The organism is Heliorestis convoluta, assembly GCF_009649955.1.
GTDB lineage: Bacteria > Bacillota > Desulfitobacteriia > Heliobacteriales > Heliobacteriaceae > Heliorestis > Heliorestis convoluta.
This window is the reverse complement of sequence record NZ_CP045875.1, coordinates 2967356-2992660: the sequence shown is the minus strand read 5'-3', so window position 1 is coordinate 2992660 and position 25305 is coordinate 2967356. Positions and strand designations below refer to the sequence as shown.

General features: G+C 43.8%; 25 protein-coding genes, 1 pseudogene and 2 other annotated features. Of the genes and pseudogenes, 24 read left to right on the top strand and 2 right to left on the bottom strand.

What is annotated here, in order from left to right:
- Positions 1–5 precede the first annotated feature (5 nt).
- On the bottom strand, positions 6–476 hold the full coding sequence (locus FTV88_RS15695; RefSeq protein WP_207707884.1) for a hypothetical protein: 471 nt from the start codon (positions 474–476) through the stop codon (positions 6–8).
- Between the two features lie 140 nt (positions 477–616).
- The gene (locus FTV88_RS14325; RefSeq protein WP_153726239.1) at positions 617–1012 is read right to left on the bottom strand and encodes a nucleoside triphosphate pyrophosphohydrolase family protein; all 396 of its coding nucleotides are present in this window, start codon (positions 1010–1012) and stop codon (positions 617–619) included.
- 189 nt (positions 1013–1201) lie between these two features.
- Between FTV88_RS14325 and FTV88_RS14320 the strand changes: the two genes are divergently transcribed.
- From FTV88_RS14320 to rpsG, 24 genes and pseudogenes are all read left to right on the top strand, one after another.
- On the top strand, positions 1202–1678 hold the full coding sequence (locus tag FTV88_RS14320; RefSeq protein ID WP_153726238.1) for a CarD family transcriptional regulator: 477 nt from the start codon (positions 1202–1204) through the stop codon (positions 1676–1678).
- Positions 1679–1805: 127 nt separating this feature from the next.
- Positions 1806–2963: a PIN/TRAM domain-containing protein gene (locus FTV88_RS14315; RefSeq protein WP_243137539.1), complete on the top strand. Its 1158-nt coding sequence runs from the start codon at positions 1806–1808 to the stop codon at positions 2961–2963.
- The gene (ispD, locus tag FTV88_RS14310; RefSeq protein ID WP_243137184.1) at positions 2956–4176 is read left to right on the top strand and encodes a 2-C-methyl-D-erythritol 4-phosphate cytidylyltransferase; all 1221 of its coding nucleotides are present in this window, start codon (positions 2956–2958) and stop codon (positions 4174–4176) included. The genes FTV88_RS14315 and ispD overlap by 8 nt, the downstream gene beginning before the upstream one ends.
- 62 nt (positions 4177–4238) lie before the next feature.
- Complete coding sequence (gene gltX / locus FTV88_RS14305) at positions 4239–5717, top strand: glutamate--tRNA ligase (protein ID WP_153726235.1); 1479 nt, start codon at positions 4239–4241, stop codon at positions 5715–5717.
- A gap of 75 nt (positions 5718–5792) precedes the next feature.
- Positions 5793–6011: a binding site (T-box leader), on the top strand.
- 65 nt (positions 6012–6076) lie between these two features.
- Positions 6077–6799, top strand: a pseudogene (gene cysE, locus FTV88_RS14300) (serine O-acetyltransferase); the annotation flags it as partial.
- Positions 6741–8195 (top strand): cysteine--tRNA ligase, encoded by a 1455-nt coding sequence (gene cysS / locus FTV88_RS14295; protein WP_153726233.1) that lies wholly within the window; start codon positions 6741–6743, stop codon positions 8193–8195. The pseudogene cysE and the gene cysS, both read left to right, overlap by 59 nt.
- Positions 8192–8632: a Mini-ribonuclease 3 gene (locus tag FTV88_RS14290; RefSeq protein ID WP_153726232.1), complete on the top strand. Its 441-nt coding sequence runs from the start codon at positions 8192–8194 to the stop codon at positions 8630–8632. Before cysS ends, FTV88_RS14290 begins: the two co-directional genes overlap by 4 nt.
- A 280-nt stretch (positions 8633–8912) precedes the next feature.
- Positions 8913–10256, top strand: a complete 1344-nt coding sequence (locus FTV88_RS14285; RefSeq protein WP_153726231.1) for an FAD-dependent thymidylate synthase — start codon at positions 8913–8915, stop codon at positions 10254–10256.
- A 124-nt stretch (positions 10257–10380) separates the two neighbouring features.
- Positions 10381–11244, top strand: a complete 864-nt coding sequence (gene rlmB / locus FTV88_RS14280) for a 23S rRNA (guanosine(2251)-2'-O)-methyltransferase RlmB (protein WP_243137182.1) — start codon at positions 10381–10383, stop codon at positions 11242–11244.
- A complete protein-coding gene (locus FTV88_RS14275) occupies positions 11222–11731 on the top strand; it encodes an NYN domain-containing protein (protein WP_153726673.1) in 510 nt (169 codons plus the stop codon). The genes rlmB and FTV88_RS14275 overlap by 23 nt, the downstream gene beginning before the upstream one ends.
- A gap of 178 nt (positions 11732–11909) precedes the next feature.
- Entirely contained in the window at positions 11910–12641 is a 732-nt protein-coding gene (sigH, locus tag FTV88_RS14270) for an RNA polymerase sporulation sigma factor SigH (RefSeq protein WP_243137180.1), read from the top strand.
- A 211-nt stretch (positions 12642–12852) separates the two neighbouring features.
- Entirely contained in the window at positions 12853–13002 is a 150-nt protein-coding gene (rpmG, locus tag FTV88_RS14265; protein WP_151621529.1) for a 50S ribosomal protein L33, read from the top strand.
- Between the two features lie 59 nt (positions 13003–13061).
- Positions 13062–13340 (top strand): preprotein translocase subunit SecE, encoded by a 279-nt coding sequence (gene secE, locus FTV88_RS14260; protein WP_243137178.1) that lies wholly within the window; start codon positions 13062–13064, stop codon positions 13338–13340.
- A 2-nt stretch (positions 13341–13342) separates the two neighbouring features.
- Entirely contained in the window at positions 13343–13870 is a 528-nt protein-coding gene (nusG, locus tag FTV88_RS14255; RefSeq protein ID WP_153726230.1) for a transcription termination/antitermination protein NusG, read from the top strand.
- Between the two features lie 74 nt (positions 13871–13944).
- Complete coding sequence (gene rplK / locus FTV88_RS14250; RefSeq protein WP_153726229.1) at positions 13945–14373, top strand: 50S ribosomal protein L11; 429 nt, start codon at positions 13945–13947, stop codon at positions 14371–14373.
- A gap of 64 nt (positions 14374–14437) precedes the next feature.
- Complete coding sequence (gene rplA / locus FTV88_RS14245) at positions 14438–15148, top strand: 50S ribosomal protein L1 (protein WP_153726228.1); 711 nt, start codon at positions 14438–14440, stop codon at positions 15146–15148.
- A 52-nt stretch (positions 15149–15200) separates the two neighbouring features.
- Positions 15201–15390: a sequence feature (ribosomal protein L10 leader region), on the top strand.
- A 23-nt stretch (positions 15391–15413) separates the two neighbouring features.
- A complete protein-coding gene (gene rplJ / locus FTV88_RS14240; protein WP_153726227.1) occupies positions 15414–15944 on the top strand; it encodes a 50S ribosomal protein L10 in 531 nt (176 codons plus the stop codon).
- Positions 15945–15992: 48 nt separating this feature from the next.
- Entirely contained in the window at positions 15993–16367 is a 375-nt protein-coding gene (gene rplL, locus FTV88_RS14235; protein WP_153726226.1) for a 50S ribosomal protein L7/L12, read from the top strand.
- 398 nt (positions 16368–16765) lie between these two features.
- Positions 16766–20299: a DNA-directed RNA polymerase subunit beta gene (gene rpoB / locus FTV88_RS14230; protein ID WP_153726225.1), complete on the top strand. Its 3534-nt coding sequence runs from the start codon at positions 16766–16768 to the stop codon at positions 20297–20299.
- A gap of 56 nt (positions 20300–20355) precedes the next feature.
- A complete protein-coding gene (locus tag FTV88_RS16260) occupies positions 20356–20610 on the top strand; it encodes a hypothetical protein (protein ID WP_438266901.1) in 255 nt (84 codons plus the stop codon).
- Positions 20611–20663: 53 nt separating this feature from the next.
- Positions 20664–23936, top strand: a complete 3273-nt coding sequence (rpoC, locus tag FTV88_RS14225; RefSeq protein ID WP_438266900.1) for a DNA-directed RNA polymerase subunit beta' — start codon at positions 20664–20666, stop codon at positions 23934–23936.
- Between the two features lie 129 nt (positions 23937–24065).
- Positions 24066–24317 carry a L7Ae/L30e/S12e/Gadd45 family ribosomal protein gene (locus tag FTV88_RS14220; RefSeq protein ID WP_153726224.1) on the top strand — a complete coding sequence of 84 codons (252 nt, stop codon included), beginning with the start codon at positions 24066–24068 and terminating at the stop codon, positions 24315–24317.
- Positions 24318–24392: 75 nt separating this feature from the next.
- Positions 24393–24788: a 30S ribosomal protein S12 gene (rpsL, locus tag FTV88_RS14215; protein WP_153726223.1), complete on the top strand. Its 396-nt coding sequence runs from the start codon at positions 24393–24395 to the stop codon at positions 24786–24788.
- Positions 24789–24814: 26 nt separating this feature from the next.
- Positions 24815–25285 (top strand): 30S ribosomal protein S7, encoded by a 471-nt coding sequence (rpsG, locus tag FTV88_RS14210; RefSeq protein ID WP_153726222.1) that lies wholly within the window; start codon positions 24815–24817, stop codon positions 25283–25285.
- Positions 25286–25305: the final 20 nt, after the last annotated feature.

Sequence of the window (25305 nt, the reverse complement as noted above, 5' to 3'; positions counted from 1 at the left end):
TCCCCCTACGGCATCATATTTGAAGGCATGTTACCAAACTGAAACTGCTGAAGAAGTAGCTTGTAGTGTCGTTGATGCATTTGCCCAGCTTTGTCTAGAAGATCTCGTATTTGTTGATCTGAGCATTGCTGGCTAAAATGGTAACATTTCTTTGCAGCATTTAATTGAAAAAAAAGCATTTCTGTAAGGAAAAGAAGATCTTTATCTGTTAATGACTGTGGCGGCAAAAAGCCAGCAGAGAAAAACTGAGGAGAAGAAGGCATGAAATAGTTAGAAGACGACTGTGACTGTGACTGCGACTGCTGGTCACCCATGGCAGAACTTCCTTGTTCTTCTGTACCCGGTCCTGTCGATGCTGTAGAGCCACTTTGCTGCCAAAAAAAAGGGTTATAAGCAGGATACCAGGACATTGCTGCTGGCTGTCCGATTGTAGAGAGTCCGCCCTGGTTTTGATAAGTTGAAGATGGAGGTTGCAAATTCGGGACGACTCCTTTCCTGGTTCCTAGGTCATAAAGTAAGACATTTAAAGTTTGTACGAAGGGCTATAAGTTATGCCTCCTTGACATAAAAACAAAAAGCGGTCGACAGTTGTCGACCGCACTTCCATGTCATGAAGTTACGTGAAGTTGAATATTCTTAAGGTGGAAACTTTATCATGTTCCCGTTTTAAAGCATCGTACAGATTGATATCCATACTGTGGCATAAGGCCGTTAGATAAAAAAGCGATTTTCCAATTTCTCTTTCAATAATATCACGGCAATTTGGACATAACTCTCCATCCATGTGGTTGCTCAGAAGATTTTTGAGATCAGCTAGAGTAGCCTCTGGCGGTATCTCTTTTTTTTCCGCTTTGATTTGAATGCATCCACAATCTGTAACGGCTTTTACCACCGCCCGGTTAACCCGGGCATTGGATTCCTGAGACTTGGATAAGATGTCCAGAATACTTTGATGACGTATCAAAAATTCAGCCACCGCATCCTGAAACTGTTGGCAGGCCAAGTCTTTCATGCTCCAATGCTCCCGTCCTTTCCCAACCGGATATTTGACCCTATTATATAGACGTGGACCAGTGATTGTCAATTCGACGAGGCCGTGGGAAATCTATTTTAACGAAAAAAGCCCCTAAGGTTTTTTTTGGATAAAGGCTTTAAGGCTCTCTGTAACAACGTTTTTTAGACCTTGAAAGGAGTGCAGGCTGTGTTTTCAATTGGTGACAAGGTAGTTTATCCCATGCACGGTGCTGGTGTAATTGAGGCGATCGAAGAAAGAGAAGTACTCGGAGAAAAACGTCACTATTATGTCATGCGTCTATCGGTTGGCAACATGCGTATCATGATTCCCCTTACCAATGTCGAGGAAATCGGTTTACGACAAATCGCAAACAAAGAAGATATCAACAAAATCATAAAAATATTACAAGAAAAAAAATCTTCTCTTTCAGGTAACTGGCATCGAAGGTATCGAACCAATCTAGATAAAATGAAAAGCGGCGACATCTTTGCCGTTGCTGAAGTCGTTCGCAATCTTGTGCGAAGAGATCAAGAAAAAGGCTTATCAACAGGCGAGAAAAAGCTACTAGAAAGCGCCCGGCAAATTCTAATCAGCGAACTTGTGCTTCTGCAAGACGATAGGCCGGAACAAGTGGAAGATATGCTATCAGATCTTTTTGCTTAACATAAAAAACTAAATATCATAAATTGAGCAAGATTGGCAAAAGTAGTCATCTCCTTGCCACTGTATAGGCTTATAAAGTATAATAGGGTTAGGAACAAGTAAAAATATTGCAAAAGGAGGTGAAGTAATAATGCGTAACGTAATGCGGTTCCTAATCTCAATTTTCACATTGGCAGCAGGTTCTTCATTTGTTTATTATCTTATTTTTGAATTGAATCTATTTAATGACTATATGGGTTATTTGGCAAAGCATGCCTTACTTGCCTTTTTAACACTTGTTTTTGGACTCATAGGGTATTTAATTGCGCCTCAAGTGATGGAGCGGTTTATGATCATGACAGCTTGGATGGAACACAAACTACAACACACGCCGATTCAAGAGCTTGTGGGCGGTGCAATTGGACTTATTGTTGGCTTAATTATTGCCAACCTTCTTGATGCTTCTGTATCTGGTCTTCCTTGGTTTGGAACGTATCTATCAGTAGCCGTATCCCTTGTTCTAGGGTATGTAGGCATGAGACTCGGTGTTAAGAAAAGAGAAGAGATTCAAGGCTACATTAATGTAATCCCAAAATTCGGTGCAGCAAAAGAACGTTTTCAGACACAGCAGCGAGAAAAAAAGCCCGATTCTTGTTACAAAGTTTTAGATACCAGTGTCATTATTGATGGTCGGATTGCAGACATCTGCAAAAGTGGATTTCTAGATGGGACGCTGGTTATACCGGCTTTTGTTTTAGAAGAGCTGCAGCACATTGCCGACTCATCTGATTTATTAAAAAGGAATCGAGGTCGTCGCGGACTAGATGTGTTGAACAAGATACGAAAAGAACTCGATGTGAACGTTGAAATTGACCAACGAGATTATGACGATCTTTCTGAAGTAGACTCTAAGCTTGTTCGTCTATGTCAAGAACTAGGCGGTCAAATTATTACCAATGACTACAACTTGAACAAAGTTGCTGAGCTGCAAGGCGTAAAAGTACTCAATATTAATGAGTTGGCGAACGCTTTAAAGCCTGTCGTATTACCAGGTGAAGAGATGACGGTACAAGTCATTAAAGATGGTAAAGAGACGGGGCAGGGCGTTGCTTATCTTGACGACGGAACGATGATTGTCGTCGATGGCGGCCGTCGTTTTATGGGACAGACAATCAGTGTACTCGTGACTTCTGTTTTACAAACAGCGGCAGGGAGAATGATATTTGCCAAACCCAAATCAGGTGACGGCAAAAAAGAAGTGCCAACACAAACAGCTACACTCAGTGAGGTGAATGCGATTGTCTAATGAGGCTACGGCGGTCATAATTGTTGCCGCTGGACAGGGAAAGAGGATGGGGGCCAATAAGAACAAAGTATTGCTTCCTCTCTATTTAAAGCCTATAATCGCTTGGACTTTAGAAGGTTTTATACAAGTAGGTCAAGAGATTGGTTCAATTGTCCTAGTCGCTCACAAAGACGATTTAGCTTACCTCCAAGGCCTGATCGACGGCAATGGATGGGCAAACCGTGTAGAACTTGTTGAAGGCGGCTCTGAACGAATTGATTCTGTGCAACGAGGCTTAGAGGCTCTCGAAGGAAAAGGATATCAATGGGTGGCCGTGCACGATGGGGCGCGGCCCCTTTTCACGCCGTCCTTAATAGCTCGATGCATAGAAAAGGCGAAACTGAAAGGCTCTGCAGTAGCATCGGTACCTGTAAAAGATACAATCAAAGAAGCCTCCTCAGAAGGTGTTGTCACGCGAACGCCTGATCGAAAGGGCCTCTATGCGATACAGACGCCACAGATTTTTTCCTACCCTGAACTCGTACAAGCGTATAAGAAGCTAGAAGAAATAAAAAATACAAGCGAAGTTATACCAACCGATGATGCCATGGTAATGGAATGGGCAGGTCATAGCGTTTTTTTGGCGCTAGGAGACTATGAAAATATTAAAATCACCACACCGGAAGATTTACTTATTGCAGAAGCAATATTACAAAAACGTCATGACCTGGTAGGTGCAGATAGACGAATAAGCAAAGAAAACCGGGTAGGCTTAGGCTATGATGTACACCGACTTGTAGCAGGACGAGACCTTATCTTAGGTGGTGTTCACATTCCCTACGAAAAAGGCCTTCTTGGTCACTCTGATGCCGATGTGCTTTTACATGCCATTAAAGACGCTATCTTAGGTGCCGCCGGTCTCGGCGATATCGGTCGACACTTCCCTGACAGTGACGAAACTTATAAAGGGATCTCTAGTTTGCTATTACTTCAAAAGGTTGCTCAGATTGTAGAAAAAGAGCAATGGCAAATTCAAAATATTGATGCGACAGTTGTTGCCCAAAGGCCTAAATTAGCGCCTTATATTGCTGAGATGGTGAAAAATATCAGTGAAGCCTTAGGTATCAAAGAAGGGCAAGTCAATATTAAAGCAACAACAACAGAAGGCCTAGGTTTTGCCGGAACCGGTGAGGGCATGGCTGCCTATGCTACTGTTTTATTGCAGAATCGATAAGCCAGAGCCACTCGTGGAAGGCCTAACATCAAGCTATGCTATACTAAAAGGAGTTTCAAAAAATGACAGAGCCAATTCGTGTTCGTTTTGCTCCCAGTCCGACAGGTCCTTTGCATATAGGAGGCGCTCGTTCCGCACTTTTTAACTACCTTCTGGCGCGACGTTATGGTGGACAATTTATCGTGCGCATAGAAGATACTGACTTAGAACGCTCAAACAAAGAAAGTGAACAAAACATCTTAGAATCGCTTCGTTGGTTGGGGATTCATTGGGACGAAGGCATAGAAATGGGAGGCGATCATGGGCCCTATCGCCAAACAGAGCGCCTAGAAAGCTATCAAAAAGGCGTGGAGCAGCTGTTAGCACAAGGTCACGCCTATCGTTGTTATTGTTCTGAAGAAGAACTTGAAGCAGAGCGACAAGCCTTTCTAGCCAAAGGAGAACTGCCTCGCTACAGTGGAAAGTGCCGCACCTTGCAAAAAGAAAAAGAACAAGAGTACGTAGAAGAAGGACGAAAAGCAGTCATTCGCTTCCGCGTTCCTGAACAAGGGACAATCGCTGTCGACGATCTTGTCCGCGGTCATGTATCCTTTGACTGTGCTGGAATCGGAGACTATGTCATCGTAAAATCAGATGGCATTCCCACTTACAATTATGCCGTTGTAATAGACGATGCTTCCATGGAGATTACCCATGTTATCCGTGGCGAAGAGCATTTATCGAATACGCCCCGTCAACTGCTGATCTATCGAGCCTTACAGTTAAAAGAACCTCGCTTTGCTCATGTTTCACTGATTCTTGGCAAAGATCGCTCAAAGATGAGTAAGCGTCATGGCTCTACTTCTGTGGTGGCCTATCGCTCTCAAGGTTATTTGCCGGAAGCCTTGATCAACTTTCTTGTTTTATTAGGATGGTCACCAGAAGGAGAAGAAGAAATCTTCCCTCTCGAAGAGCTGGTTCGTCAATTTTCTTTAGATAGAGTTGCGAAAAATCCAGCCGTATTCGATTTAGACAAGCTGAACTGGTTAAACGGTCTCTATATTCGCAAGACCCCTGTGGACCGACTTGTCAAGATGGCTCTCCCTTACTTACAAGAGGCGGGCTATATTCCAGTAGAGCTTACGGAAGATGATCATAGGAAAGTAACCATGATGATGGAAGCTCTGCAAGAGAAGCTTGCCTATGTAGGACAAGTTCAAGATTACGGCGCTCTCTTTTTTGCAGAAACAGTGACCCTAGAAAATGAAGAAGCCAAAAAGATCTTGCAAGAAGAACAGGTACCGCGACTGCTAGAAAGTTTTCTTGCGAAGCTGGAAGAAGACAGAGACATGGAACCTGCTGCGATCAAAAAAATGCTAAAAGAAGTGAACAAAGAAACGAAAATATCAGGGAAAGCCCTTTTTATGCCTTTGCGAGTGGCTTTATCAGGACAACAACAAGGCCCTGATCTTCCCTACTTGATTGCCCTTCTTGGCAAAGAAGGCGTCCGCAATCGGCTTCGTCAGACTACAGCACAAGCTGGACTCTCTTTGTCCATCTAAATAACCCTTTGACAGGGCTCTATAGAGATATTTATAATACAGATAAACAGCAAAGACACTAGATACAAGTGAGTCAAAAAGGCGAGGAACGGGAGATTCTTATAGCACGACCCTACCAGAGAAAGTCGCCATGGCTGGAAGCGACTGCGGCAATGCGATAAGAAGTGTGCACCCGGGAGTTACCAGGTTGATTGCATTGTTAGACCTGGTCGGAGTAGGCTCCGTTACAAGCCTGATGAGATGGCGTGATTCATGCCAAGCAGAGTGGAACCGCGAAAGATCTTCGCCTCTGTACCTACAGAGGCCTAGATCTTTTTTTTATTACCACATAACAAGGAGCGACAAAATTAAGGAGGCGGACCGACATGCTGGCGCGTATTCGCAAAGATATAAAGGTGATTTATGAAAGAGATCCGGCTGTCAAGTCCACATGGGAAGTCATTCTCTGTTATCCTGGTTTTCATGCTTTGCTGATCCACCGACTGGCCCATCGTCTTTATAGAAACAACTGGGCTGTAACAGCAAGGTTTTTATCACAGGTGAATCGATTTTTAACAGGCATTGAGATTCACCCCGGTGCAAAGATAGGAGAAGGTGTTTTTATCGATCATGGGTCAGCTGTCGTCATTGGAGAAACAGCCGAAGTGGGGGACAACGTTACGCTCTACCAAGGTGTAACCTTGGGGGGAACAGGGAAAGAGAAGGGAAAAAGACACCCCACAGTAGGCAGTAACGTAGTTGTTTCTTCTGGTGCCAAAGTGTTAGGCTCTATCACCATTGGCGACAATGTAAAAATCGGGGCAGGATCGGTTGTATTAAAAGATGTGCCGCCTAACTGCACTGTTGTCGGTGTACCAGGTCGCATTGTTGTTCAAGATGGCGTCAGCGTTCGAGACCAGATATTGGGTAAAATAGACTTAGAGCATCATAAACTGCCCGATCCAATGGCTGAGATGATCTTATGCTTACAACGCAAGATCACCCAGTTAGAAGAACGGATTGTGGAACTGGAGGGTAAAGAAAGTGAGTCTCAGAGTATACAACAGTCTACATCAGAAAAAAGAGACGTTTGTTCCGTATAAAGCAGGGCAAGTGCGTATTTATGTTTGCGGACCGACAACCTATGATTATATTCATCTAGGAAACGCCAGACCCTTTGTTGTATTTGATACAATACGTCGATATTTAGAGTTTATAGGCTATGAAGTTACCTATATTCAAAACTTTACTGACGTAGATGACAAAATTATCAATCGCGCGAAAGAGCTGGGAGAAGATCCCTTGGTTCTTTCCGCTCGCTTTATCGAAGAATACTACAAAGATGCAAGTGCCCTTAACATTAAAAAGGCGAGCAAACATCCGAAAGTGAGCGATCACTTACCAGAAATTATCGAAATGATAGAAAAGCTGATTCAAGGCGGTCATGCTTACGAAGTGGATGGCGATGTCTACTTTCACATTCCCGCTTTTGAAAGCTATGGTCGCTTATCAGGGCGAACCCTGGAAGACTTACAAGCCGGAGCTCGAGTAGAAGTAGATAACCGAAAAAAACATGCCATGGACTTTGCCCTCTGGAAAGCAGCTAAAAAAGGAGAGCCAGCCTGGGATAGTCCCTGGGGGCCGGGACGACCAGGATGGCATATTGAGTGCTCTGCCATGGCCTTAAAATACTTAGGTGAACAATTTGATATTCATGGTGGAGGACAAGATCTTATCTTTCCTCATCACGAAAACGAAATTGCCCAATCAGAAGCTTGCATAGGCTCTGGACCGATGGCTAAATATTGGATTCACAATGGCTTTATAACAATTAATCAAGAAAAAATGTCGAAGTCACTCGGGAACTTTTTTACGCTACGACAGATTCTAGAGAAATTTTCAGGAGAAGTCATTCGATTTTACCTTCTTTCGACGCATTACCGAAGTCCCTTAGATTTCGATGATAGCAAGCTAGAAGCAGCTCGGAAAGGCTTAGAACGTTTGCGCACAAGCAGACAACTGCTACAAGAGAAGTTGGATCAAAAGTTAGAGAAAGAACCTGTTGAAAGCGAGTCTTTACCGCAAATTCATGCTCTCAAAGAGCAGCTACAAAAAACAAAAGATGGCTTCTATGAAGCAATGAACGATGACTTTAACACGGCCCTTGCGCTTTCTCTCCTCTTCGATCTCGCTCGTGAAACGAATAGTTTATTACATCAGAACATTTCTTTTACCAGTGCAGAAGTCCGCGCATTGCTGCAAGAAGTCAAAGAAACCTTTGATAGTTTCACAACTGTCTTTGGCTTGCAGTTTGAATCAGTGAAGAATGAAGACCAAGAAGGCGTCGTTGATGGATTGTTGCAACTTATCATCGCCATCCGTGCAGAAGCAAGAAAAAAGAAAGATTGGGCAACAGCCGATCAGATTCGTCAAGGTTTAGATCAGTTGGGCATCCTAATCGAAGATACTGCCCAAGGAACGCGTTGGAAGAAAAAATGACCGAGAGCGTAATAAAGCGTAGGCCTGCAGAACTGCCTTCGCCTCTTGCCCTTGCTTATCTGGGTGATGCTGTTTACGAGCTGCAGGTAAGGAAATTTTTGATTCAATCAGGTATATTGAAAGTGCAAAAGCTGCATCGACTGGCTGTAGAGCTTGTAAAAGCGCCAGCACAATTGCAACTTCTTCGCTGGTTAGAAGGACAATTGGATGAAGAAGAGCTCGAATGGGTTCGCCGAGGCAGAAATGCTGACTCTGGGAAGTGCCCCAAATCGACAGACGTACAAACGTACCGACTTGCTACAGGTTTTGAATGTCTCGTTGGATACTGGTCTTTACAAAGCCCAGAGCGATTGATGCTTCTCGAACCTTATCTGAAGAGCTGGTTAGATGCAAGAAGCGGCCATGCAACGAAGAAAGAAGTTTCAGTTGATTGTTAAACTGACGACATTATAGAGTAAAGTAGTCAAAGAAGTACCATGAATGTTATATATTGCTACAAAGGTTTTAGATACATGGAACAGCAAAAGGAATAGTTTTTTAAGACGAAGAAGAGATATGCGACATAGTGCTATCTCTTCCGTCTTCTTTTTAAGCATATTGACATGACAAGGACTTGAACAAGAAAATAAGTTTCTCAAGAAAAAAGTAAATAGCGGGGATAACCCAACTATACTTGGAGAAAATATCCAAAGTGCTTTATAGGCGGGAGGACTACTATTGAAAATATCTAATTTCGAATCAACGGGTTTGGAGAAGGTGGCTCGATGGATTGAAGGCAACCAAATAGTAAATATTGACGAGTCGTCATTGAAGCACATTTTAAAAACTGTAAACATTTCTTTTGTACTTGAGGGTATTAATCGGATTCAAAGTACATTACTATGTGAGCTTAAAGATTCCTACGTACAACAAAGTCAAAGATATGTTACAATGAACATAAACTCTTATAGCCTCCCTAAACTTAACGATAGTGCAAAAAATAACCAAGCTCTTGATTTGACCACGAGAGCATTTCAACTGTATGAGAGAATGACCCAATTAAAAGATAGCTCTTTTAGAGGAAGACCAAGAGTTGAGAATTATCTCTACGGAATTCCTATTGAAGATGCAAGGTATATATTGCCCTTATCTACCTTTACGAACCTATGTGTAGCTATGTCTGGTGATAAGATAGTAGATCTTTTTTGCCTGATCAATGATAAAAAATACGCAACAATCTTCAAAGAATTACGAGAGGAACTACTATTACGGCTTCCTGCGAATCTGATAATGTTATTACCCCAAGGGAAGGATAACGAATATAACCGCACTATAGTAGAAAGTTTCTACAAGGAAGACCTGGATAAAATCAACGATCTCAGTGGCGTTGTTCTTCTAAACCACTTTCGTGATATTGAGATGAAAGTAGGTCTCGGTGCTTTAGCAAGCACCTTAAAAGGAACACCTTCACAACAAATAGCTCTTTGGGGTCCAGGTGCTCCTCAAAAAGCGAGAGGTGTAGTTGAGAGGGTACTAGGTTATGGACATGAAAGCATAGCAGAGCAGGCGAGAACAACTTTTGGTATGATGTGTAGTCTTGTAACGTATCATCAACAGCTAAGGCATAGGCTTTCACAAAATCATCGAGAAGACTTTTCAATACTGATACAAGAAAAAGAAAGGAAGGTGAAAATCCCCGAAAGTATTGTCAATTCGAAGTTTTATCAGGAGTTTGTAGAACTGGTAGATGAGATTAAGGAATTTCGAGCAGAAATCGCGAATGAAGAAGGCTATGAAAAAGCATTTTCTTTTCTATTAAATTGCGATCAAATAAAGCTAATTATCTCAACCAATGCGAGAATGGATATTTCTATGTTGGCAGATAGGACTTGCATGAATGCTCAATGGGAGATAAGAGAGTTAGCGATAAAAAAACTTAATATTTTGCGTACATTATCAAATGTACTTTACGAGAAGTCCCTTCCGACTTGTGTACACGGTACCTGTAGAGAAGGAAAACTTTCCTGTGGTCAACAGTTAAAAGTGAGAGAAATGTTTCTGACGAATAGCTCTAAAAGCTAAGAAGCATGTATAGAACTAAATAGTGTAGACGCCATACAATATACTTGGACTGGCTTTTTCTAAGGGTCAATTGACGGGTTTAATGGCAAAAATAAAGAAAAACAGAAATGGAGCGCAGTAGTCTATGATGAAAGGAAAAAAGCGTTCGACAAACTCGCCTCGTTCACCTCGTTTGTCACAGTCATCGAAGCAGGAGCAAGAGCAAAGAGAAGATCTACTTGTAGGTCGTCAACCTGTCCTAGAAGCCCTAAAAGGAAATCGTTCTATCAACAAACTTATCATTGCCAAAGGGGCACGAGAGGGTTCGATTCGTGAAATTGTAGCCCTTGCGAAAGAACAGTCCATACCAATTATAGAAGTGGATCGCAATGCTCTTGATATACAAGCCGATACACGAAACCACCAAGGTGTAATGGCTTACGTTGCTTCTATTTCGTATGTCGACATTTCTGAAATACTAGATCAAGCCAGAGCCAAAGGAGAAGCTCCCTTTGTATTGATTCTAGACGGCTTAGAAGATCCCCATAATGTAGGAGCTCTTTTGCGTACAGCAGAATGCGCCGGTGTTCATGGTGTCATTTTGCCTAAGCGAAGAGGTGTGGGCATTACGAGTACAGTAGCGAAAGCCGCAGCTGGAGCTACCGAGCATATGCTTATTGCTAGAGTTACCAACTTAGTCATGGCTGTAGAAGAGCTGAAAAAAGAAGGTCTCTGGATGATTGGAAGTGTTGTAGAGGGAGAAAAACCTTATTACCAACAAGATTTTAGTGGACCCTTAGGTCTTATCGTTGGTAGTGAAGGAAAAGGCATATCGCGGCTACTACAGAGCAAGTGCGATTTTCTCGTGACCATTCCTATGAACGGGAAAGTACAATCTTTAAATGCCTCCGTAGCAGGCGCCTTGTTGATGTACGAAAGAATGCGAATTCACCAGGGAAGTCAGGCTTTGCAGAGTGAACTTACCGATGCAAGACATTCTCATCGTTGATGGTTACAACGTGCTCAATGCCTGGCCAGATCTAATAGAGCTGAAAGGGCAAAGCTTTGAGCATGCTAGAGAAAAGCTGATAGATTTACTGGCTGAATATGGAGCTTTACAAGGTCTTGAAGTCCTTATCGTCTTTGATGCCCACCTGGTAAAAGGTGGGTTAGAGAGGATTGAAAAAGTATCTGGTCTCAAAGTCGTTTACACCAAAGAAGACGAAACAGCAGACAGGTATATTGAAAGGCTTCTCGGTCGGTATGCAAGCCGTAGAAATGTTTGGGTTGCTACGGGAGATGCAGTGGAACAATCGATGGCATTGGGGCGAGGTGCCTGCAGAGTCACTGTTAGGGAACTATATCACCAAGTGAAAGTAGCATCCAAAGATAGAAAAAAACATTACCGCCCTCCCGTAGAAGAAAACCACCTGGATGGAAGATTAAGTGAAGATATTCGACGGAGATTAGAACGAATGCGTAGAGAAAAATGGTAAAATTAAGAGACACTTTGCAATGGCTACAATGTCTAGCCTTGACTGTGAAAAAGAGATTCAGGTATAATGATGTTATTCTGAGGACAACCCGCCTGAACCTGACAGGCGTTTAGCTTTGAGGCTTCACACGGATCGGGCATATTTTTGTGGGGAAACTCTTGTGGTGGGGGCGATAGGCGTGAGTGTGAATGCCCAGAGAGAATTTCTGGACGATCTAGAACAGCTCATGGATGAAGAAATTGTAGAACGAGCAAAAGAGGGCGACGAAGATGCGCTGGAGTATCTTATCAACAAGTATAAGAACTTTGTAAGAGCAAAAGCACGTTCTTACTTTTTGATCGGTGCTGATCGCGAAGATATTATCCAGGAAGGCATGATCGGTCTTTACAAGGCCATCCGAGACTTTCGGGGTGATAAGTTATCGTCTTTTAGAGCTTTTGCTGAGCTTTGCATCACACGCCAGATCATTACAGCCATTAAGACAGCTACTCGCCAAAAACATATACCGCTTAACTCTTACGTGTCACTGAACAAACCTATTTATGACGAAGACTCTGATCGAACTCTTCTTGATGTAATTTCGGGTACGAAGATTACAGACCCAGAAGAATTGATCATAAGCAGAGAAGAGTTTGACGATATTGAAGAAAAGATGGGCGAGATCTTGAGCTCTCTAGAGTGGAAAGTGCTCATGTCGTACTTAGAAGGAAAATCCTATCAAGAGATTGCAATCGAACTAAAGCGTCACGTAAAGTCGATTGACAATGCTTTGCAACGAGTAAAAAGGAAGCTAGAGAAATACTTAGAGAATCGTGATGAAGAACGCATGAATGCATCGAACGGCGCAAAAGAGAAGGGCAGCCGCGACGTTAGGACCTTGGCGAAAGATGCATCGACTGGTAAAGGATAATTGCAACTGTTTTGATAGAACAAAAATGGATAAACTTCCTTATGTAGGGGTAAACTGAACCTATCATCTTCGCTTGCATAAGGAAACTTTACAAACCACCCGGGGACGTTGTTGACTTCCCGATTTGCTTATGCTAAAGTAGTGAAGGTAATGGGCAAAATCGGACCACCCTGTAGGGTGGTTTTGTCAATGGAACATGGGAGGTGTGGACGTGCGCGTAGGTGTAACCTTGGCCTGCACAGAGTGCAAGCGTCGAAATTATACGACCAATAAGAACAAAAAAAATGATCCAGACCGTTTAGAAATGAAGAAGTACTGCCGTTGGTGCAAGACTCAGACGGTCCACAAAGAGACCAAGTAGCGAGTTTTTGGGCATCAATGAAGCCTTTCCGGTCAGGATCGCTAAGGAAGGGAATGCCAGTGGGCGAAGAAAAAAAGAAAGATAGCACGGTAAAGTCCGCCCCGGCCAAAGAAGCAGCCAAGAAATCTGAAGCCAAAGCTCCTTCTGCAGGAAGAATGGGACGAGCACAAGGTTTTGCTCGTGGTGTAGCAAGTGAATTGAAAAAAGTTCACTGGCCCACAAGGCAAGAGGTGATCACCTACAGCGGTGTTGTTGTCGCTGCTGTTGCAATCGTTGGCTTCATGATATTCTTAGTTGATGAGGCAATTGGTCGAGTTTTACGGATGTTGATTGGGTAATCATGGAAAAACAATGGTATGTAATTCACACCTATTCTGGATATGAGAATAAGGTCAAGGCGAACCTGGAACGTCGTGTCGAGTCGATGAACATGGGCGATAAGATTTTCAGAATCATGGTCCCCATGGAAGATGAAGTCGAAGTCAAGAATGGGAAAAGGAAAGTTACCAAGCGTAAAGTTTTTCCCGGATATGTTCTTGTTGAGATGGTCATGACGGACGACTCTTGGTATGTCGTGCGCAATACACCAGGCGTAACTGGTTTTGTAGGCACCGGTGCCAAACCTGTTCCTTTACAACCAGGAGAAGTAAGCTACATTCTCAAGACAATGGGCATTGATGAAGCCCGTGCCAAACACGACTTTGAGCTAAAGCAAAACGTACGAGTTACTTCCGGTCCTTTCGAGAACTTCATTGGTATCATAGAAGAGATCCAGCCTGAGAAAGGCAAACTCAAAGTAATGGTATCCATGTTTGGACGAGAAACACCGGTAGAACTTGACTTCTCCCAAGTTGAGAAAATGTCGTAAGCCATAATTCTTTTTTGGGTTTGCAATGGCGAAGTCTGTTTGCACTACACTATGGCAAGGAGGTGGCATACACCGTGGCAAAAAAAGTCGTTGCTGTAGTCAAATTGCAATGTCCTGCAGGTAAAGCGAATCCGGCACCTCCAGTTGGTCCTGCACTGGGTCAGCATGGTGTCAACATTATGGCTTTCTGTAAGCAGTACAACGAAGCGACAGCAGCTCAAGCAGGCTTGGTCATTCCAGTTGAGATTACGATTTATGAAGATCGTTCTTTTACATTTGTAACCAAGACACCTCCTGCTGCAGTTCTTTTGAAAAAAGCAGCAGGCATTGAGACGGCTTCCGGCACGCCGAATACCAAAAAAGTCGGCAAAGTAAGTCGTGCAAAAGTGCAAGAAATTGCAGAAATGAAAATGAAAGATCTTAATGCAGCAAGCGTAGAAGCAGCCATGCGCATGATTGAAGGCACTGCTCGAAGCATGGGCATTGAAATCGTAGAAGCGTAAGTTAGGATATTTCATTGCGTGGGAGGAAGCGGATGCTTCCGTAAAAACCACAAGGAGGATAAACATGCCAAAGCAAGGTAAAAAATACCAAGAAAATGCAAAGCTCATTAATAAAGATGAGCCATTGGAAGTCAATGAGGCTGTAGAACTGGTCAAAAAAATGGCCACAGCCAAATTTGATGAAACTGTCGAAGTCGCTTTTCGACTGGGCGTTGATCCCCGTCATGCTGATCAAATGATTCGTGGCGCTGTTGTTTTGCCTCATGGTATCGGTAAGACACAACGCGTTATTGTATTTGCCAAGGGCGAAAAAGTGAAAGAAGCAGAAGCAGCAGGCGCTGATTACGTTGGTGCTGATGATCTCGTTCAAAAGATTCAAGGTGGATGGTTTAACTTTGACGTTGCCGTCGCTACGCCGGATATGATGGGGACTGTCGGTAAGTTGGGTCGCCTATTAGGTCCTAAAGGACTTATGCCCAACCCCAAAACAGGCACCGTTACCTTTGACGTTGCTCGTGCCGTACAGGAAGTTAAAGCTGGTAAGATTGAGTATCGTGTTGATAAAACAGGTATTATTCACGCACCCATTGGGAAAGCTTCCTTCGAAGAGCAGAAACTAGCTGAAAATTACCAGACTCTATTGGATGCTCTGCTGAAAGCCAAGCCGGCTTCTTCGAAAGGGCAGTATCTTAAGAGTATCACCTTATCCTCTACCATGAGCCCAGGGGTTCCTGTGAATCCTCTGAAACCTCATGCTGTACAGGTTCAACAATAGATAGTCGTTGACATAAAGCGGCGACTGTGCTATTATATAGATTGTATGCTTTTAAAATTGAAGAACCCCGCTGTAGACAGCAGGTGCCGTATGTGATTACGGCTTAAGGCTTCAGCGCCTGCCGAGGTGGATGAATGGAGATAGATTTAGAAAAGAGTAGTGCACTCTTTATTTCCATGCGTCTGCTTTGTGCTGAGTGAGCCTCTGCTGTTTAATACGGTAGAGGCTCTTTGTTTTTCGAAAAAAGGGGGGTGAAAGAACCCGTATGCAAAACCTTAATCAAAAAGCTCAGGTTGTTTCTGAGATTAAAGAGAAGTTCGAGCAATCGAAATCTTGTGTGTTTGCTGACTTCAGAGGCCTGACCGTTAAAGACGCGACAGAACTTCGCAGTAAGTTCAGAGAAGCTGGCGTAGAGTTCAAAGTATGCAAAAACACTTTGACCAGAATTGCAGCCAATGAAGTAGGCATTGAAGGACTCGATCCTTATCTAGAAGGTCCTACAGCCATTGCTTTTAGCTTTGGAGACCCAGTTGCGCCTGCAAAAATTCTCTCTGACTTTATTAAAGAGAAAAAGAACATCGCACTTTCAATCAAAGTGGGCGTCGTAGACGGCAAAGTGATTGATGCTGATGGTGTGAAAGCTCTTGCTGACTTGCCACCAAAAGAAGTTCTTTTGGCGCAAGTTCTCGCTGGTATGCAAGGTCCGCTCGTTGGCATGGCCAATGTACTTCAAGGACCCATTCGCAAGCTTGGTTACGCGCTGGAAGATCTGCGTAAACAGAAAGAAAGTGCTTAATCGAAAATACTTACAAGAAATTAATAAAATTGATGGGGGATTACTTACATGAGTAAGATTGCTGAAATTATTGAATCGGTCAAAGGTCTGACCGTTCTTGAGTTAGCGGAATTGGTTAAAGCTTTTGAAGAAGAGTTTGGCGTAAGCGCAGCTGCACCTGTTGCTATGGCTGCTATGCCTGCTGGCGCTGCTGCTCCTGCTGCAGAAGAAAAAACTGAGTTTGACGTAGTTTTAACTGCGGCTGGCGACAAAAAAGTAAACGTTATCAAAGTTGTTCGTGAGATCACAGGTCTAGGCCTGAAAGAAGCGAAAGAGCTTGTTGACAACGCTCCTAAAGCCGTTAAAGAGAAAGTCAGCAAAGACGAAGCTGAAGCTATCAAAACAAAACTTACTGATGCAGGTGCTACTGTAGAAGTTAAGTAAGTTCGGATAAGCAGGCATATCAAAGATAAGAAAAGACAGGGCAGTGAAAAAACGCCCTGTTTTTTCTTATTTTTTCTATGGAAGCTCTGTGACCTATTGACAAAGAAGGGCAACTATGCTAGCATTACATATTGCGATTGTTCTCATTTTTATTGTATCAATGAGAACTTCATACGAGCAAAGGTCCTGGTATAAAATGAGTGAATATGGGGAAATATACCATCACACGAAGGGGAACCAAAGGGTATATACTTTAGGACTCGCCGGGGAGGGAGCCTTTTGCCGTTACGTTATAGATAAAGAAACCCAATGCAGCAAGGGGGTAGGATGGCTAGGCACGACCCTCTCATTGGTGTTTCTTTTGTTTTTGTTCATCACATAGTAAGAGGTGAAGACGGATGGTATATCCTGTGCAATGTGGGTCACGGCAACGCTGGAGTTTTGCCCGCATCCAGGAAGTTATGGACATGCCCAACCTGATAGAGATCCAGCAGAACTCCTATCGGTGGTTTCTTGAAGAGGGTTTGCGAGAGATGTTTCATGATATCTCACCCATTCAAGACTTTACAGGAAACTTAATTTTGGAGTTTATTGATTATACCTTGGGGGAACCGAAATATAACGTTGAAGACTGTAAAGAGCGGGACGTTACTTATGCCGCACCTTTACGAGTTAAAGTACGTCTAATTAACAAGGAAACAGGTGAAGTGAAAGAGCAGGAAGTCTTCATGGGCGACTTCCCGCTGATGACGGAAAAAGGCACCTTTATTATTAATGGAGCCGAGAGAGTTATTGTCAGTCAGTTAGTTCGATCACCTGGTGTTTATTATAGTGAACAAATTGACCCGCCCAGTGGTAAAAAAGTTTTTGGTGTTACCATTATTCCGAATCGTGGTGCTTGGTTAGAGTTTGAGACAGATGCGAATGACAACATATTTGTTCGTATTGATAGAACAAGAAAGCTTCCTGCCACGGTGCTTGTTCGTGCATTGGGGTACTCTAACAATGCACAAGTTCTTGAGCTATTTGATGGCGATGAAAGAATCGGCATTACGATGGAGCGAGACAACACAGAAAGCACAGAAGAAGCCCTTGTTGAGATTTACAAACGCTTAAGGCCAGGTGAACCACCGACTGTAGACAGCGCTCGCACGTTAATGGAGACGCTTTTCTTTGATGCGAAGCGTTATGATCTAGCGAAAGTGGGCCGTTACAAAGTTAATAAAAGATTGGGCCTTTCCGTTGATAGAGATATTCGACATCTCACCAAAGAAGACATTATTGCTACGGTAATGCAACTGCTCAAATTGATGCAAGGCGAAGGCCATCCTGATGATATCGATCATCTTGGCAACCGACGCCTCCGTTCTGTGGGAGAACTCTTGCAGAATCAATTTAGAATTGGACTTTCCCGTATGGAGAGAGTCGTTCGTGAGCGGATGACGATTCAAGATGTAGAAGTAATTACACCTCAAGTCTTAATCAATATAAGACCTGTTGTAGCAGCCATAAAAGAATTCTTTGGTTCGTCACAGCTTTCGCAGTTTATGGACCAGACGAACCCACTGGCAGAATTAACGCACAAACGTCGCCTTTCTGCATTAGGACCAGGTGGTCTCTCTCGAGAAAGGGCAGGCTTTGAAGTTCGAGATGTTCACCATTCTCACTATGGGCGCATGTGTCCTATTGAAACACCAGAAGGTCCTAACATTGGATTGATTGGTTCGCTTTCAACATTTGCTCGCATTAACGAGTTTGGTTTCATTGAAACTCCCTATCGAAAAGTTGATAAGGAAAAAGGCGTTGTTACAGGACAAATTGACTATCTCACCGCCGATGAAGAAGATAGATACATTGTCGCGCAAGCCAACGCCCCCTTAGATGAAGAAGGTCGCTTTACACAAGCCAAGGTGAACGCTCGCCATGGTCACGAAATTCTTGTGGTGCCAGTGGAACATGTTGATTATATGGATGTTTCTCCAAAGCAAGTTGTCTCTATTGCAACAGCCTTGATTCCTTTCTTAGAACACGATGATGCGAACCGAGCACTTATGGGCGCCAACATGCAGCGACAAGCTGTGCCTCTTTTAAGAACCGATGCGCCTTTTGTAGGTACAGGAATGGAATACAAAGCGGCACGAGATTCTGGTGTCGTAATTATTGCCAAGCAAAGCGGCGTTGTTGAAAGAGTTACAGCTGATGAGATTACACTCCGCTGTGACGATGGTACGACAGAACATCATAAACTGCTTAAGTTTTTACGATCGAACCAGGGCACCTGCATCAATCAAAAGCCGATCTGTCGACAAGGGCAGCGTGTTAAGGCAGGAGAAATCATTGCTGATGGTCCTTCCACAGATCAAGGTGAACTTGCTTTAGGGCGCAATATCTTAGTCGCCTTCATGACCTGGGAAGGTTACAACTATGAAGATGCTATCTTGGTTAATGAGAAACTCGTTAAAGAAGATTACTTTACGTCCATTCACATAGAAGAATATGAATGTGATTCTCGGGATACAAAGCTAGGCCCCGAAGAAATCACCCGTGACATTCCTAACGTAGGCGACGAAGTTCTCAAAGATCTAGATGATCGCGGGATCATTCGAGTCGGTGCAGAAGTGAGACCAGGAGATATACTTGTCGGAAAAGTTACACCCAAGGGTGAAACAGAGCTAACAGCAGAAGAGCGACTATTACGAGCTATATTTGGAGAAAAGGCTCGTGAAGTAAGAGATACATCCTTACGTGTTCCTCACGGGGAAGCTGGTAAAATCGTCGATGTTAAAGTCTTTTCTAGAGAAAATGGCGATGAGTTGCCACCGGGTGTCAACCAACTCGTTCGAGTCTACATCGCTCAGAAACGAAAGATTTCAGAAGGCGATAAAATGGCCGGTCGACACGGGAACAAAGGTGTTATCTCGCGCATCATGGCCGAAGAAGATATGCCGTTCTTACCCGATGGCACACCTGTTGAAATTGTATTAAACCCGCTAGGTGTACCTTCACGGATGAACATTGGACAGGTGCTAGAGTGCCACTTGGGCTTAGCTTCCAAATATATGGATCCAGGCTTCTTAACAGAACAAGAAGAAGTAACAGGGAAAAGAGGCATTCATGTAGCGACCCCTGTTTTCGATGGTGCTACAGAAGATGACATCTTTGAATTCCTTAAAAAAGCTGGAATCCCTGAATTCGGAAAGATGGCCATGTCTGATAAGCGTACCGAGTCCTTACGCAAAACGATCCACTATACAGGGGAAGAAACGAACGAAGAAAATCCCCACATTATTGCAGGTGTACCTCTTGGGAAGACAGTCCTCTATGATGGAAGATCAGGGGAACCTTTTGATAACCCGATTACGGTAGGCTATATGTATGTCTTGAAGCTAGCGCATCTTGTAGATGACAAAATTCACGCACGCTCTACTGGTCCATACTCTCTCGTTACACAACAACCACTCGGAGGTAAAGCCCAGTTTGGTGGTCAACGTTTTGGAGAGATGGAAGTCTGGGCTCTCGAGGCCTATGGTGCTGCATATACACTTCAAGAAATCTTAACGGTTAAATCAGACGATGTCGTCGGACGTGTTAAAACTTATGAAGCAATCGTAAAAGGTGAGAATATCCCTGAGCCTGGTGTGCCTGAGTCCTTCAAAGTATTGATAAAAGAACTACAAAGCCTTGGACTCGATGTCAAAATTCTTTCAGAAGACGAACAAGAGATCGAGATCAAAGAAGTTGATGAAGATGTAGCAGAAACGGCCAAAGAGCTAGGAATTGACATTCAAGGTGAAGAGAAGCGTAGAGGGCCGAGTAAAGCAGAAGCGTCAGAAGAACAAGGTGGCGAGGGAGAAGAGGATGGAGACGAGAACGAGGAAGATGAGGGTGTAATAGCCACGCTTGAAGAAGTAGAAGATGAACTGGATGATTAAAGGTCACGTCTTGGCTTTTTACAATCGCAAAGCAAAAGGGGGCATCAGAATGAACGATGCCCCTAGTGACGACCCGGAAGGGAGAGAAACCGTTGCTCGACGTCAATAATTTTGATCGCATGCGGATTGGGTTGGCTTCAGCAGACTTAATCAGACACTGGTCTAGTGGAGAAGTCAAAAAACCTGAAACCATCAACTATCGAACTTTAAAACCAGAAAGAGACGGCTTATTTTGTGAGCGGATTTTTGGACCGACTCGTGACTGGGAATGCCATTGTGGTAAGTATAAGAGAGTCCGCTATAAAGCATAGTCTGTGACCGATGTGGCGTAGAAGTAACTCGTTCCAAAGTTCGACGCGAGAGGTTGGGCCATATCGAACTGGCTGCACCCGTTTCCCATATTTGGTACTTCAAAGGCATACCAAGCCGAATGGGTCTAATTCTTGATATGTCGCCTCGTTCCTTAGAGAAAGTTCTCTACTTTGTCTCGTACATCGTTATTGATGCAGGCGATACAACCTTGATGAAAAAGCAGCTCCTAACAGAAACGGAGTATCGCGAACATCGGGAGAAGCACGCCAATCGTTTCCGCGCTGGCATGGGCGCTGAAGCGATTAAGGAATTGTTAGCGGAGATGGACTTAGAGCAGCTCTGCCAAGAACTACGACAAGAGCTAAAAGAAGTAACGGGACAGAGAAAAGTTCGTGCTATCAGAAGGCTCGAAGTGGTAGAAGCATTTAAACACTCCGGCAATCGTCCAGAGTGGATGATTATGGATGCTATTCCCGTAATTCCGCCTGAACTTAGGCCGATGGTTCAGCTAGACGGTGGTCGCTTTGCTACATCTGATCTGAACGATCTATATCGTCGTGTCATCAACCGTAACAATCGATTGAAAAGGCTGCTCGATTTAGGAGCGCCAGATATTATTGTTCGTAACGAGAAAAGAATGTTGCAAGAAGCCGTAGACGCACTCATCGACAATGGAAGGCGGGGACGACCTGTTACAGGTCCGGGCAATCGCCCACTCAAATCCTTGTCTGATATGTTAAAAGGCAAGCAAGGTCGATTCCGTCAGAACTTACTTGGAAAGCGTGTTGACTACTCCGGTCGATCTGTTATTGTTGTAGGTCCAGAGTTGTCGATGCACCAGTGTGGATTGCCGAAAGAAATGGCCCTAGAGCTTTTCAAACCTTTTGTTATGAAAAAGCTGGTAGAAGAAGGTCATGCTCATAACATCAAAAGTGCAAAGCGTATGGTCGAAAGAGTGAAGAACGAAGTATGGGATGTACTAGAAGAAGTTATTGCTGAGCATCCTGTCTTATTGAACCGTGCGCCTACTTTGCACCGCCTGGGAATTCAAGCTTTTGAGCCGGTCCTCGTTGAAGGAAGAGCTTTACAAATACACCCTCTGGTCTGTACAGCCTACAACGCTGACTTTGACGGAGACCAATTGGCTGTTCACGTACCTCTTTCAGCAGAAGCCCAAGCAGAGGCCCGGAACCTCATGTTATCAGCCCATAACATTCTCAACCCCAAAGATGGTCGTCCTGTAGCAACTCCTACACAAGATATGGTCATCGGTGCTTATTACTTAACTGTGCAACGTGACAATGTCTTTGGCGAAGGTAGCTTATTTGCATACCCTGAAGAAGCCATTGCTGCTTTTGAAGCGAAAGCAATTCATTTGCAAGCTTCAATTCGTGTAAGAACGAGTGAAAGAATTGAAGAAGCATTACGTTATAGCAAGGCGACTGACAATCAACGAGATGAAAAAGGCTTTTTAATCACGACAGTTGGCAGATTGATCTTTAACTCTGTAATACCTCCTGCTGTTGGTTATGTCAATGAAGTAGTAGGTAAAAAGCAGCTAGGTCAGATTGTTGGCAGATGTTATGAAAGAATGGGCATTGGCAACACGGCATCCATGCTAGATGGCATTAAGAAGCTTGGATTTACCTATTCCACCAGAGCAGGTATTACCGTAGGTATTACCGACGTAGACGTGCCAGAAGAAAAATCCAACCTGCTTAAAGAAGCAGATGGTAGGGTTGAAAAAGTAGAAATGCAGTATCGTCGAGGCCTTATAACGGGCGAAGAACGATACCAAAAAATTATCGATATCTGGAATAAAACGACGGATGATGTTACAAAAGCACTTTTAGAAACACTGGATAAATTTAATCCTGTTTACATGATGGCAACATCAGGTGCCCGTGGTAATATACAACAGATTCGTCAGTTAGCAGGTATGCGGGGACTTATGGCCGATCCTTCAGGTCGCATTATTGACCTTCCTATTAAAGCGAATTTCCGTGAAGGTCTCACCGTATTAGAATACTTTATCTCTACCCATGGTGCGCGGAAAGGTCTGGCCGATACAGCTTTGCGTACAGCCGACTCGGGATACTTAACCCGTCGTCTCGTTGACGTATCACAAGATGTCATTGTTCGAGAAATTGACTGTGGAACTGAAGAAGGCATTCCAGTAGACGCCATTGTTGATGGCAGACAGGTTATTGAGCCATTGTCCGATCGACTCGCGGGTCGTTATGCACTTGAAGAAATCGTAGATCCTGAAACAGGAGAAAAACTAACGGTCGTCGATGAAGAGATTGGCAACGAGGCGTCCACTCGCATTGAAGAACTGATTAAGCGTCAGGTTTTACCGAGTCGCCCTGTATATATACGTTCTGTCCTTACTTGCAAAACCCGCTATGGCGTCTGTAGGAAATGCTATGGACGTAACTTAGCAACAGGAAAAGCAGTAGAAATCGGCGAAGCCGTCGGTATTATTGCTGCACAATCCATTGGTGAACCAGGAACACAGTTAACAATGCGTACCTTCCACACAGGTGGTGTAGCCGGTGATGACATCACCCAAGGTTTACCGCGGATTGAAGAACTTTTTGAAGCGAGAAAACCCAAAGGTCAAGCTATCATTGCAGAAGAAGATGGTATTGTTAAGATCGTAGAAAACAAAGGTCGTAAAGACATCGAAATCATATCTGAAGACGGTGAAAATCACCAATATAGCGTTCCATTTAACTCTAGAATTAAAGTAGAAGAAGGAAAAAAAGTATTGGCTGGTACAGAGCTGACTGAGGGTTCTGTTAATCCCCACGATTTACTACGTGTCAAAGGGATCCAGGGCGTACAAACCTATTTGCTCCGAGAAGTGCAGCGAGTCTATCGACTACAAGGTGTTGACATCAATGATAAGCACATTGAGGTCATGGTCCGTCAGATGATGCGCAAAGTCAAAGTAGAAGAGTCAGGTGATACAAGTCTTCTTCCAGGTGGACTTATTGATATTGCTGATTTCGAATTAGAAAACCTACGTGCGATTGAATCAGATGGAGAACCAGCTACAGCAAGACCTGTACTCTTAGGCATAACCAAAGCCTCTCTAGCGACCGACTCTTTCCTCTCTGCTGCATCGTTCCAAGAAACAACGAGAGTATTAACGGAAGCCGCCATCAAAGGAAAAGTTGATCCATTACTTGGTTTGAAAGAAAACGTGATTATTGGTAAGCTGATTCCTGCTGGAACAGGTATGTCAAGATATCGCAACATTCGTGTTGTTGTTGACGGAGAAGTTCAAGCCGAGAATGACGAATTGGCCGTAATCGAATAAAAAAGCACCCCAAAAAATTTCCTCTGCGAAGTCATCAGAACTTCGCAGAGGAAATAAGACATATTGTTGACATTGTAGTTAATAAGTGATACGATTGTAAAGTGTGTGATTCGTTAAAGGAGGATACCGATGCCTTTAGAACGCTTGAAAACAGCTCGCCAGAGGACGGTGGGAACCAAGCAAACCCTGAAGGCTGTTGAAAAGGGTCAAGTAGAAGTTGTCTATGTGGCTCAGGATGCTGACCCTCACGTCATAAACCCTTTAATGAAAAAATGTGAGGAAAAAGCGGTACCTGTCATTCAAATCGATACCATGGAGGCCCTTGGTTTGGCCTGTGGAATCAAGGTAGGTTCAGCTTCGGCGGCCATACTGGAAGACTAGTACGTTCCTCGGATAAGGATACGCATGGATGAGTTGTAAGGAAGCTGAAGAATACCGGGAAGGAGGTGGATGTTCATGCCAACAATTAGTCAATTGGTTCGCAAGGGTAGAAAGAAACTCGTAGAAAAATCTATGGCTCCGGCGTTAAAAGAGTGTCCTCAGAAAAGAGGCGTTTGCACGCGGGTCTATACAACGACACCGAAAAAACCTAACTCTGCTCTGCGTAAGGTGGCTAGGGTTCGTCTAACTAACGGGGTTGAAGTTACTGCTTATATCCCCGGTATCGGGCACAACCTCCAAGAACACTCTGTCGTTCTAGTGCGGGGTGGTCGTGTAAAAGACCTTCCTGGTGTGCGTTATCACATCGTGAGAGGCGCCTTAGATACAGCAGGTACTCAGAACCGTAACCAAGGTCGTTCAAAATATGGTACCAAGCGTCCTAAAAAAGGCGCAGCTGCAGCGAAAAGGTAATTAGTACATTGTAAGGGGGGAAAAGAATGCCACGTCGTGGTTCAATCCCAAAGCGGGATGTTCTCCCTGATCCAATATATAAATCCAAGTTGGTAACCAAATTGACCAACCAGATCATGTTGGACGGGAAAAAGAGCATTGCCGATCAAATCGTCTACGGGGCTTTTGAACAGGTACAAGAAAAGACCAGCAAAAACCCCATGGAAGTCTTAGAAGCAGCCATGAAGAATGTCATGCCTTTACTTGAAGTAAAAGCTCGTCGTGTTGGTGGTGCTAACTATCAAGTGCCGATTGAAGTTCGCCCTGATCGTCGACAAACTCTCGGTATCCGTTGGCTCATTCGCTATGCACGCGAACGCTCTGGTAAAAGCATGGAAGATAAGCTTGCTGGTGAAATCATCGATGCATCGAACAATGTAGGTGCTTCTGTTAAGAAAAAAGAAGACACTCACAAAATGGCCGAAGCTAACAAAGCTTTTGCTCATTATCGTTGGTAGTCTTGAAAAAAACCTATGCC